Raw genomic sequence first — 10,305 nt, 5'->3', positions numbered from 1 at the left:
AGGGATCGGACCTGCGCGTTAGCCTCCCCGGTGGGGACGGCGATGTTCACCCATCGCTGGCCGACACGTTCTCTCCTCCCCCGTGCGGGAGGCATTGGCGGTGGCGGTGGTGCAGGATTGAGTTCGGCGGTGCCTTCTGAGCCACCCCCACCCCTAACCCCGCCCCGCACGGGGGAGGGGAAAAGCGCTCTGTTTTCAGAGTGTGGGTGTCAGACTGAGACGTGCCAATCCGGTAGCCCGGGCGGGAGAGGGACCCGTCACCCCCGTCCGGCACGGTCTCGCGGAGCGCCCGCCCCCCTAACCGTCGAGTTCCGGGTAGCGGCGGAAGATCCCGTCCTCGTTGAACGGGATGCGTCGCTCACTCGCTAGATAGGCCGCGATCCGAGGGCGCTGCGCCACGGCCTGGTGCAGCCGCTTCACATGGGGCGCATCGCGCAGAGCCGCCGCGGCGGCCTTCGGGAAGGCGTAGAGCAACCCGTCGACCAGCTGGAACAGCGACAGGTCGGCATAGGTCAGGTCCGCACCAACCAGGCGCGTGCCGTCATTGGCGGTCAGGATGCGCTCGAAATAACCGAGGAATTTCGGGATGCGGGTCCTTCGGAACGCCGTGGCCCGACGAAGGGCCTCTGGCTTCTGCTCCGCATAGTACAGGTCGACCCCGAGCGGGTGGTGCGTGTCGTGCACCTCATCGACCGCGTCCGCGATGGTGAGCTGGAGCTGGTGCGTCCAGATGCGGTCCGGTTCCGAGGCACCGACCAGCCCGAGACGGGGCCCGAGATGGAGGAGGATCGCGGCGGTCTGTCCGATCACGAGATCGCCGTCGCGCAGGAAGGGCGGCGCGAAGGGCGGCCGCGGGTTCGTAGAGTCCGAGAGCCGTTCGAGCATCGGGGCGATGCCGCCCGAATCGTCGTCCCGGCGGGCGATGTCGATGTAGTCGGCGCCGGCCTCCTCCAGGGCGAGGCGGACGAACTCGCCGCGCCCCTGGATCATCGGCCAGTAATGGAGTTCGTAGGCCATGCGGGCTTCCTCCAGGACGAGGCGCCGCCGCGCCCGTCAGTTGCCCGACGCGGTGTCCTCGGCGCCCTTGTCGGCCGGCGGCTCGGCGCTGGCGACGGCCTTGTGGGCCAGCATCGGCTGGAGCCGTTCGGCTAGCTGTTGGTCCAGGTGCTTGGCGTAGGCGCCCTTGAAGTAACGCTCGCCGGTTTTCGGACCGTAGAGCCGATCGTGCGCCTGGATCATCGCGGCGACCTCGGGGCGGCACAGGAAGCCGGTGATGCCCACCGCCTCGTACCAGCGGCCGGCCCGGGCCTCGGCGGTGGCCTTCGGGTTCGACAGCACGGTATCGGCGAAGCACGCGGTGGCCGCCTGCCGGAGCGGCTCCAGCACCGTCTCGGCCTCCACCGGGTTGACCGTCGGGCCCGTGGGGTGCCGATGCGGCCGCGCCTGCGCCGTCGAGACGAGCACCAGGACGGAGAGGGAGGCGAGGATCGAAGTTTTCATGCGGGCGGCCTCGTCGGGTATCCGAACCGCGTTCAGGATTCGCTCAGGAATGCGTCGGGAACGGGGCTGACGATGCCGCGGAGGCGCCCGATTTCAGGGGATATCCGAGCGGACGCCCTTTCTGCGCCCGGCCTCAGCCGCGGCGCTCGGCGTTCCAGCGCCCGCGGCATTCCAGCGCGCCGGAGGAGACCCAGGTACCGGCCCCGAATCCATTTCGGCCGAGTCGCCCGCGCACGTCGGCCGTGGCCGCACCGCCCGAGATCGAGCCACGGACGATACCGTTCCCGGCGACGCTCCCCTGGATCGTGAAGGCCGTTCCGAGGAACCGCGCCCGCCCGCGCTCGATGCGAACGGGATAGCGGTAGGCCCGATCGCAGGCGCCCGATTCGGTGACGATCTCGACGCTCCACGTGCCGTCGAACCGGTCCGGAACGGCGGCTCCGCGCGGAAGCGCCCGGGCTGGGCCGGTGCAGGCGAGGATCAGAAGGGCAGCGACGAGGCGCGTCATCGGCTTCGGTTCGACTCGGGGGCTTGGCGGCGTCAGGCGGTCTGCTGCGGCGACGGGGCCCGCACGGCCGCGCGCAGCGCCCCGTTGAGCAGCGCGAGCATGTCGCAGCCGACGTGCAGGAAGGCGTGGACGCCCGCCTGTTTCAACGGCTCGCTGAGTTCCGTCGGCTTTCCGGCGAGGTAGATCGCCCCGGCGCCCGCCTCCGCGAGGGCCTGTGCGGTCTCGACGGCGCGCTCGGCATAGAGTGCATCGGTGGAGCAGATGCAGGCGAGCGTGGCACCGGACTCGCGGAATGCGGTCGCCACGGCGGCGGCTTCGGTGAAGCCGTCGTTGGACACGGCCTCGATGCCGCCCGCCGCGAAGGCATTGGCCGCGAAGGTCGCCCGGGCGTTGAACGCCGCCACCGCACCCAGGTTGGCGAGGAACACCGCCGGCCGGCGCCCGGTCTTGGCGAGCCACGCATCGGAGGCGTCACGCAACGCTTCGTAGGGTTCGGCCAGCCGCTGGGACGGCAGGGCATCGCAGGCGACCGCGGAGCCCGCGCCGAAATTCGTGCCCCGGGGGGCGGCGGGGGGCGGCACGTCGAGCACGGTGGCCGGCTTCTCCGCGAGGTTCGGGAATTCGCTCGCGCCGGTAAGCGTTGCGCGGCGGGTCGCCACGTCCTTCGCCCGGGCCTCACGGGTCAGCTCGATCCGCCGCTGCAGCTTGCCGACGCTGAGGGAGGCGACGATGCCGCCCTCCGCCTCGATCGCCTGGAACGCCGCCCAGGCCGCCTCGGCGATATCCGCCGTCAGGGCCTCGAATCCGCCCGCGCCAGCCGCCGGATCGCCGACCCGGGCGAGGTGCGACTCCTCGATCAGAACGACCTGGCTGTTGCGCCCCACCCGCCGGGCGAAGGCGTCGGGCAGCCCGAGCGCCTGCGTGTAGGGCAGCACGGCGACGCTGTCGGCGCCGCCCATGCCGGCCGCCGCCGCCGCCAGGCCGGTGCGCAGGATGTTCACGAACGGGTCGCGCTTCGTCATCATCCGCCACGCGGTCTCCGCGTGCAGCCGCAGGGGCTTCGGATCCAGGCCGCAGGCCTGCTCGACCCGCGCCCAGAGGCGGCGCATCGCCCGGAACTTCGCGACGGTGACGAACTCGTCGGCATCAGCGGCCAGGAGCACCGCGATCCGGTCCCGGGCGGTGGCGAGGTCGTGGCCGGCGGCTTCGAGGGCCCGGAGATAGGTGAGCGCGGTGGCGAGCACGGCCGCGAGTTCGGCTGCCTCGCCCGCCCCCGCCTCGTGATAGGGGCGGCCATCGGCGAGGAAGGCCCGGCCCCTGAAACCCGCCGCTTCAAGCTCCGACGCGGTTTCGGCCAGGCGCGGGGCGATCTCGCTCCAGACGGCGCCGAGGCTGCCAGTCGCCGCCAGCACACCCACGGGATCGATCCCGAGGTCGAGATCGTAGTCCGACAGGTCCTCGCCCCGCCGCTCGGCCAGGGCCTTCACGAGCCGGGCGGCTTCGAGCCCCTGGCTGCCGGCATCGAGGCGCAGGGCGATCAGCGGCAGCATCACGCCCTTGAGGACGGTATCGAGGTCCTCGACGCTCGCCGCCGTCAGGCCGTAGCCGCGGGCGCCGGGCGCGCCGGCGAAGGCCAGGACCAGGGCGTCGGCGCCGCCTTCCAAGTCGGCCAAGGCCTGCGTGTTGGCGGCGGTGATGTCCGGATGGTCGACCCGCTGGGCGATCCGCCAGGGTCCCGGCGCACGCATCGGCTGATCGGCCGGCTCCGCTGCGCCGTAGAGCGGCACGATCCGCAGCCCGTCGGCCGTCCGGGAGACCAGCCGTTTCTCGAAATCGGCGCCCTTCAGCACGCCCTCGACGAGGCCGAGCCAGCAGGCCCGGTCGGCGGGCTCGAACAGGTCGGCGAGCGGTCTGTCTTCCATCGGAACGTCCCAGGGCGCGGCATCTTGTGCGCCGCTTTCACCGGATTGCGTCGCACACCGCCTCGCCGGTGGCAATCACCCGACGGTGGCCCGCGTCAGCCAAAAATAATCAATCCCGCGAAACCCAGCGCGCCCACGATGATCCGCCACCAGGCGAACAGCCAGAAGCCGTGCCGGGAGACGTAGTCGAGGAGGACCCGCACCACGAACAGGGCTGAGATGAACGAGACGACGAAGCCGATCGCGATCAGGCCGACATCGTCGGCGGACAGGAATTTATAATTGTCGAGCAAGTCCTTGGCGAAGGCACCCGCCATGGTCGGCATGGCGAGGTAGAAGGAGAACTCGGTGGCCGAGCGCTTGTCGGCGCCCATCAGCATCGCACCGACGATGGTGGCCCCGGAGCGCGACACGCCGGGGATCATGGCGAGGCACTGGAAGATGCCGATCTTCAGGTCCATCGGCAGCGAGTAGTCGTAGACGTCGGTCTTGCGCACATCGAGGTCGGTATCGTCGACGACGAGCAGCACCAGCCCGCCCGCCACCAGGGTCGCGCAGACGATCCAGGGGTTGAACAGATACGCCTTGATCATCTTGGAGAAGATGCCGCCGATGATCGCCGCCGGCAGGAACGCCACCAGGATGCCGAGCACGAAGCGGCGCGCCTTGGGATCGTTCGGCAGGGCGGTGGCGATGCCGACCAGGCGGCGGAAATACACCGCCAGGATCGCCAGGATCGCGCCGAGCTGAATCAGCACCTCGAAGGTGTTGTTGGGCGAGTGAAAGCCGATGAAATGGCCCACCAGGAGCTGGTGCCCCGTGGACGAGACCGGGATGAACTCGGTCGCGCCCTCCACCACGGCGAGGATGATTGCCTTGCCGATGCTTGCCGGATCCATCGTCGCGCCTCGTGCCACGGGCGCGCGCCGGCCCAGGCAGGGCACGCCGCGAACCATCTGCTGCGTTGTGCCGGAGGCTTCGCGCGTCAGGGTTGACGGGCGGTTACCGGGGCCGGCTGCGCGTGTTAAGGGCTCAGCAACGGTCGGGCAATAACGCTCGTCTCGAAGTCCTGCGCGCTGAAGACCCGCGGTGCAGGGCCGACGACGCGGGACCGGCCGCGCCGGCAGACCGAAGCGCTCTCACGGCCGCGATGGCAACCCTCTACCACTTTCCCTTCTGCGCGAATTCCCGATTCATCCGTCTCGTGCTCGCCGAGATGGGCATGGAGCCGACTCTGTTCGAGGAGCGGCCCTGGGAGCGGCGCGACGACTTCCTGCTGATCAACCCGGCGGGCATCACCCCTGTGCTGCTGGAGCAGGCCGGTCTCGTGGTCCCCGGGGCCGGGGTGATCGCCGAGTATCTCGACGAGACCCGTGGGCTCGGCCTTTCGGGGCGGCGGATGATGCCGGACGACACGGTGGACCGGGTCGAGGTGCGGCGCCTGCTCGACTGGTTCCTGGTCAAGTTCGAATCCGAGGTGACCGGCTACCTCGTCAACGAGAAGATCTCGAAGCGCTTCATGTCCGCCCAGGAGGGCGGGGGGCCACCGGACATGAACGCGATCCGGGCCGCGCGCACGAATGTCCGATACCACCTCAAGTATATCGGCTACCTGATCGCCCGGCGGCGCTGGATCGCGGGCGACAACCTCACCTATGCCGACCTCGCCGCGGCCGCCCATCTCTCCTGCGTCGACTATCTCGGGGACGTGCCCTGGGACGAGGACGAGATGGCCCGGAACTGGTATGCCCGGGTCAAGTCGCGGCCCTCCTTCCGGGGCCTGCTGGCCGACCGGGTGCCCGGTATGCCGCCATCGGCCCACTACGCGGATCTGGATTTCTGAAGCCCCGGCGGATCCATAGCGGCGCCGATCTGCGCCGCCTGGTCGAGACCCGGGCCCAAGCCTTGGGCTTCTGCGGCCTGCGCGTCACCCGGCCCGACCGCCTGCCGGATCTCCCGGGCCGGCTCTCGGCCTGGCTCGCCGAGGGCGCCCACGGCACCATGGACTGGATGGCCGAGCGGGCCGATCAGCGCGCCCGTCCGACGGTCCTGTGGACCGGCCTGCGCAGCATCCTGGTCCTGGCCATGAGCTATCGGCCGGAGCACGATCCGCTGGCGCTGGTGGGGCAGGGGGAGCGCGGCGCGCTCGCGGCCTACGCGCAGCGGCGCGACTATCACGAGGTTTTGAAGGGCAAACTGAAGGAGCTCGGCGGCTACCTGTCGGCGAAGGGCGACGTGCGCGTGAAGGTGTTCTGCGACACCGCCCCGGTGATGGAGAAGACCTTGGCCGAGGCGGCGGGCCTGGGCTGGCAGGGGAAGCACACGGTGCTGATCTCCCGCGAGCACGGCAATTGGCTGCTCCTCGGGGCGATCTACACCAGCGCCGAGTTCGAGCCGGACGTGCCGGGGCGCGATCATTGCGGCTCCTGCCGCGCCTGCCTGGACATCTGCCCGACCGACGCGTTCCCCGCGCCCTATCGGCTCGATGCGAGGCGCTGCATCTCCTATCTCACGATCGAGCATGCCGGCCCGATCCCCGCGGCGTTCCGGGTCGCCATCGGCAATCGTGTGTTCGGCTGCGATGATTGCCTCGCCGTCTGCCCCTGGAACAAGTTCGCCCGCACGGCCGCGGAGACGCGCCTGGCGGCGCGGGCCGACCTGAAGTCGCCGCCCCTCGCCGATCTCGCCGCCCTCGACGAGGTGGCCTTCCGTGCGTTGTTCGCCGGCACGCCGGTCAAGCGCACCGGCCGCGACCGCTTCCTGCGCAACGTGATGATCGCGGTCGGCAATTCCGGCAGCCCGCATCTCGCCGAGGCGGCGGTGGCGCGCCTGACCGATCCGTCGCCGCTGGTGCGCGGCATGGCCGTCTGGGCCTGCGGACGCCTCCTCGGGCGCGCGGCCGTCCGGGATCTGCACCGGCGGCACGGGTCCGGCGAGACCGATCAACATGTCCGCGACGAGTGGCGGGCCGCCGCCGGCTTGACGGGAGCCCGCGCGGGCGAGACATCCGCGGGATGAACCTCTTCGTCTTCGGGCTCGGCTTCACCGGCCGCCGTTTCGCCGAGCGGGCGCGCGACCGGTTCGGCCGCGTGCGCGCCACGGTGACCGACCCCGCCACCGCCGAGCGTCTCGCGGCGGAGACCGGGTTCGCGATGCGCGCCTTCGGCCCCCGGGCCGACGATCCCCGCATCGCCGCCGACCTCGCCGACACCGACGTCCTCCTGGTCTCGGCGCCCCCGGGGGAGGCGGGCGATCCGGTGCTGGCCCGCTATGCGGACGCCATCGCGGCGAGCCGGATCGGCTGGATCGGCTATCTCTCGACCATCGGCGTCTACGGCGACCAGGACGGCGCCTGGATCGACGAGGCGACGCCCGCGGCACCGCGCAGCGCCCGCTCCCGGATCCGGCTCGACGCCGAGGCGGCGTGGCTCGCGCTCGGCGCCGCCACCGGCAAGGCCGTCCAGGTGTTCCGGCTGTCCGGCATCTACGGGCCGGGGCGCAATCCGATCGTGAAGCTGCGCGAGGGTCGGTCCCAGCGGATCGTCAAGGCGGGGCAGGTGTTCAACCGCATCCATGTCGACGACATTGCCACGACGCTGATCGCCTCCATCGACCGGCCGCGGGCGGGGGCGATCTACAACGTCACCGACGACGAGCCGACCGCGCCCCAGACGGTCACCGAGCACGCCGCCGCCCTGACCGGGCTGCCGCTGCCGCCGGAGATCGACTTCGAGACCGCCGACCTGTCGCCGATGGCCCGGAGCTTCTACGGGGAGAACAAGCGCGTGCGGAACCGGCTGATCCGCGCGGAACTCGGCGTCGCCCTGGCCTATCCGACCTACCGCGAGGGGCTGGCCGCCCTGAAGGATCAGCCTTAGCGCATCGTCCCGAACGGCGGCCACGGTTCGGGACGATGCGGCAATCACGCTGCGAGGTGACGCGACCGGACGAGGCGGCGGAGCAGGCCGTCGCGCGGTCCGGCCAGCATCGAGGCGAGGTAGAGCGCCCCGGCCGCCAGCACGATCGCCGGGCCGCTCGGCAGGTCGAACCGGTAGGACAGGCTGAGCCCGGAGACGCTGGAAAGGGCGGCGATCACGATCGAGACCGGGATCAGCCCGCCGAGATCCCGGGCCCAGAACCGCGCCGCCACCGCCGGGAGCAGCATCAGCCCCACCGCCAGCAGGGTCCCGAGCGCCTGGAACCCGCCCACGAGGTTGACGACGACCAGGGCCAGGAAGGCGAGGTGGACCGGGCCGCCGCTGCGGCTGACCGTGCGCAGGAACAGCGGGTCGACGCATTCCATCACCAGCGGCCGGTAGATCACGGCGAGCGCCACGAGGGTCAGCGTGCTGATGCCGCCGAGCAGCCACAGGGCGGCGTCGTCCAGCGCCAGCACCGAGCCGAACAGGAAGTGCATCAGGTCGATCTGCGAGCCGCGCAGCGAGACCAGCAGCACGCCCCCGGCCAGGGAGATCAGGTAGAAGGCTGCGAGGTTGGCGTCCTCCCGCACCACGGTGGTGCGGGTGACCGCCCCCGCCAGGAGCGCCACCGCCAAGCCGGCGACGAGGCCGCCCAGCGTCATCGCCGGCAGCGACAGGCCGGCGACCAGGAATCCGGCCGCGGCGCCGGGCAGGATGGCGTGGCTCATGGCATCGCTCATCAGGCTCATCCGGCGCAGCGTCAGGAACACCCCCACCGGCGGCGCCGAGACGGACAACGCGAGGCAGCCCGCCAGCGCCCGGCGCATGAACCCGAACTCCACGAACGGCGCGACCAGGGATCCGAAGGGCTCGATCACGCGGCATCCTCGTGGTGATGATGCGCGTCGACCCCGTGCCCGCCATGGTCGTGGGCCGGCGCCCCGGAGGCGTGCGGCCCGGCGCAGATCGGCGCGGAATCGTCCCAGGCCTCGGAGAGGTTGCGGGCGCGGGCGAGGTTCTCGGGCGTCAGCACCCGTCCCGTCGGACCCCAGGCGACGGGCTCCCGGGCGAGGAGCAGCGTCGTCGGGAAGTGATCACGGACCTGACCGAGATCGTGCAGGGCGGCGACGACGGTGCGGCCCTCCGCGTGCCAGGTCCGGAGCAGCGCCAGCAGATCGTCGACGGTGCGGGCATCGATCCCGGTGAAGGGCTCGTCCAGGAGTAGGACCGGGCAATCCTGCAGGATCAGCCGGGCGAACAGGGCACGGCGGAACTGCCCCCCCGACAGGGTGCCGATCGGCCGGGCCTCGAATCCGTCGAGGCCCACCGCCGCGAGCGCGGCCTCGATCAGGCGCCGCCGCCGGCCCAGGCTCCGCCACGCGCCGTCCCGGCGCCAGAGGCCCATGCCGGCGAGGTCCATGACGCTCAGCGGGAAGCTCCGGTCGATCTCGTCGGCCTGCGGCATGTAGGCGATGGGGCCCGCGCGCTCGATGCGCCCGTCGAGGCAGCGGATCTCGCCGACCATGCCCTTTAGCAATGTCGACTTGCCGGCCCCGTTCGGCCCGACCAGGGCCAGGAGGTCGCCGGCGCGCACGGTCCCGTCAAGATGGTGGATGGCCGGATGCCGGTCGTAGCCGAGCGTCAGGCCGACGAGGCGTATCGGATCCGGCCTCCGGAGACCGGCGCTCATGTCGCCAGCGCCCAGGCGATCGCCAGCCAGACCAGGGTGGAGAGCGCGCCGGCGAGGGCGAGGCGCGGGCCGATCCCGCTCTGGAACAGGGAAGGCCGGGCCGCCGGTCTCGGGTTGGGCGTGGTGGGCAAGGTGTCCTCGTCGCGCTGGCGCCGGCGCGGAGACCGTGCGGGATGACTGGTGCGGTCCGGGGCGGCGGTGATACACTGTAACAAACCCGCGGGACAACCTGCGGATCTGTCGTTGGAGCGATCATGCACCGTCACGAGGGGCACGATGCCTGCCGGAGCGGTACCCGGGACATGCTCGCGCGGGCCGAGGCCGTCTGCCGCGAGCGCGGGCTGCAGTTCACGCCGCTGCGCCGCGAGGTTCTGGAAGCGGTGGTCGCGGTCGGGAAGGTCCAGGGGGCCTATGACATCGCCGAGCGGCTCAGCGCACCGGGCAAGCGGGTGGCGCCGGTCTCGGTCTACCGCGCCCTCGATTTCCTGATGGAGCAGGGGCTCGTCCACCGGATTGCCAGCCGCAACGCGTTCATACCCTGCGCGCACGATCATGCCCCCGGGGCGGGGGTGATCTTCCTGATCTGCCGCAGTTGCGGCGTGGTCGACGAGGCGTCGTCGGAGGAGGTCGAGGGCGGCCTCGGACGCACCTTGAAGCGGGCCGGCTTCACGCCGAGCCACAGCATCCTGGAGGTCGAGGGCGATTGCGGCGCCTGCCGCGACCGCGATCAGGCGCCCTGACGCCTGCGGAGGCGGGCCCCGTCCC

At 71.4% G+C, this 10,305-nt stretch carries 12 protein-coding genes; 4 read left to right on the top strand and 8 right to left on the bottom strand.

The annotated features are described in order from the left end of the window. Positions 1-297: 297 nt before the first annotated feature. From MKK69_RS07815 to MKK69_RS07795, 5 genes are all read right to left on the bottom strand, one after another. Positions 298-1,017, bottom strand: coding sequence for a glutathione S-transferase family protein (locus tag MKK69_RS07815; protein WP_243967212.1), 720 nt, complete (start codon positions 1,015-1,017; stop codon positions 298-300). A gap of 36 nt (positions 1,018-1,053) precedes the next feature. Continuing rightward, on the bottom strand, positions 1,054-1,500 hold the full coding sequence (locus MKK69_RS07810; protein WP_243967211.1) for a hypothetical protein: 447 nt from the start codon (positions 1,498-1,500) through the stop codon (positions 1,054-1,056). 133 nt (positions 1,501-1,633) lie between these two features. Then, positions 1,634-2,008 (bottom strand): hypothetical protein, encoded by a 375-nt coding sequence (locus MKK69_RS07805; protein ID WP_243967210.1) that lies wholly within the window; start codon positions 2,006-2,008, stop codon positions 1,634-1,636. Positions 2,009-2,040: 32 nt separating this feature from the next. Then, complete coding sequence (locus MKK69_RS07800; RefSeq protein ID WP_243967209.1) at positions 2,041-3,930, bottom strand: methylmalonyl-CoA mutase family protein; 1,890 nt, start codon at positions 3,928-3,930, stop codon at positions 2,041-2,043. Positions 3,931-4,025: 95 nt separating this feature from the next. Beyond that, complete coding sequence (locus MKK69_RS07795; RefSeq protein ID WP_243967208.1) at positions 4,026-4,829, bottom strand: undecaprenyl-diphosphate phosphatase; 804 nt, start codon at positions 4,827-4,829, stop codon at positions 4,026-4,028. Positions 4,830-5,080: 251 nt separating this feature from the next. Between MKK69_RS07795 and MKK69_RS07790 the strand changes: the two genes are divergently transcribed. The 3 genes from MKK69_RS07790 to MKK69_RS07780 are packed head-to-tail and all read left to right on the top strand — an operon-like array spanning position 5,081 to position 7,808. Beyond that, positions 5,081-5,773, top strand: coding sequence for a glutathione S-transferase family protein (locus tag MKK69_RS07790; RefSeq protein ID WP_243967207.1), 693 nt, complete (start codon positions 5,081-5,083; stop codon positions 5,771-5,773). A gap of 29 nt (positions 5,774-5,802) precedes the next feature. Further along, on the top strand, positions 5,803-6,948 hold the full coding sequence (queG, locus tag MKK69_RS07785) for a tRNA epoxyqueuosine(34) reductase QueG (protein ID WP_279598256.1): 1,146 nt from the start codon (positions 5,803-5,805) through the stop codon (positions 6,946-6,948). Beyond that, positions 6,945-7,808 (top strand): SDR family oxidoreductase, encoded by an 864-nt coding sequence (locus MKK69_RS07780; protein WP_243967205.1) that lies wholly within the window; start codon positions 6,945-6,947, stop codon positions 7,806-7,808. Before queG ends, MKK69_RS07780 begins: the two co-directional genes overlap by 4 nt. 44 nt (positions 7,809-7,852) lie before the next feature. On the opposite strand, the gene MKK69_RS07775 is transcribed toward MKK69_RS07780, so the two are convergent. From MKK69_RS07775 to MKK69_RS30945, 3 genes are read right to left on the bottom strand one after another with little or no spacing between them, the layout of a single operon-like run. After that, positions 7,853-8,677, bottom strand: coding sequence for a metal ABC transporter permease (locus tag MKK69_RS07775; protein ID WP_243967216.1), 825 nt, complete (start codon positions 8,675-8,677; stop codon positions 7,853-7,855). A gap of 47 nt (positions 8,678-8,724) precedes the next feature. Continuing rightward, positions 8,725-9,540, bottom strand: coding sequence for a metal ABC transporter ATP-binding protein (locus MKK69_RS07770; protein WP_243967203.1), 816 nt, complete (start codon positions 9,538-9,540; stop codon positions 8,725-8,727). After that, positions 9,537-9,671, bottom strand: coding sequence for a hypothetical protein (locus MKK69_RS30945; protein WP_279598254.1), 135 nt, complete (start codon positions 9,669-9,671; stop codon positions 9,537-9,539). Before MKK69_RS30945 ends, MKK69_RS07770 begins: the two co-directional genes overlap by 4 nt. A gap of 123 nt (positions 9,672-9,794) precedes the next feature. Between MKK69_RS30945 and MKK69_RS07765 the strand changes: the two genes are divergently transcribed. Then, positions 9,795-10,280: a Fur family transcriptional regulator gene (locus MKK69_RS07765; RefSeq protein WP_243967202.1), complete on the top strand. Its 486-nt coding sequence runs from the start codon at positions 9,795-9,797 to the stop codon at positions 10,278-10,280. The last annotated feature ends 25 nt before the right edge of the window (positions 10,281-10,305 follow it).

The organism is Methylobacterium sp. J-026, assembly GCF_022829585.1.
Lineage (GTDB): Bacteria > Pseudomonadota > Alphaproteobacteria > Rhizobiales > Beijerinckiaceae > Methylobacterium.
The sequence above is the reverse complement of the archived record's forward strand: the minus strand, read 5'-3'. Positions and strand labels throughout refer to the sequence as shown.

Excerpts from the sequence above, each read along its gene's own strand:
- MKK69_RS07780 (WP_243967205.1), top strand. The coding sequence starts at position 6,945 with ATGAACCTCTTCGTCTTCGGGCTCGGCTTCACCGGCCGCCGTTTCGCC.
- MKK69_RS07795 (WP_243967208.1), bottom strand. The coding sequence starts at position 4,829 with ATGGATCCGGCAAGCATCGGCAAGGCAATCATCCTCGCCGTGGTGGAG.
- MKK69_RS07790 (WP_243967207.1), top strand. The coding sequence starts at position 5,081 with ATGGCAACCCTCTACCACTTTCCCTTCTGCGCGAATTCCCGATTCATC.
- MKK69_RS07770 (WP_243967203.1), bottom strand. The coding sequence starts at position 9,540 with ATGAGCGCCGGTCTCCGGAGGCCGGATCCGATACGCCTCGTCGGCCTG.
- MKK69_RS07815 (WP_243967212.1), bottom strand. The coding sequence starts at position 1,017 with ATGGCCTACGAACTCCATTACTGGCCGATGATCCAGGGGCGCGGCGAG.
- MKK69_RS07800 (WP_243967209.1), bottom strand. The coding sequence starts at position 3,930 with ATGGAAGACAGACCGCTCGCCGACCTGTTCGAGCCCGCCGACCGGGCC.
- MKK69_RS07810 (WP_243967211.1), bottom strand. The coding sequence starts at position 1,500 with ATGAAAACTTCGATCCTCGCCTCCCTCTCCGTCCTGGTGCTCGTCTCG.
- MKK69_RS07775 (WP_243967216.1), bottom strand. The coding sequence starts at position 8,677 with ATGCGCCGGGCGCTGGCGGGCTGCCTCGCGTTGTCCGTCTCGGCGCCG.
- MKK69_RS07805 (WP_243967210.1), bottom strand. The coding sequence starts at position 2,008 with ATGACGCGCCTCGTCGCTGCCCTTCTGATCCTCGCCTGCACCGGCCCA.
- MKK69_RS07765 (WP_243967202.1), top strand. The coding sequence starts at position 9,795 with ATGCACCGTCACGAGGGGCACGATGCCTGCCGGAGCGGTACCCGGGAC.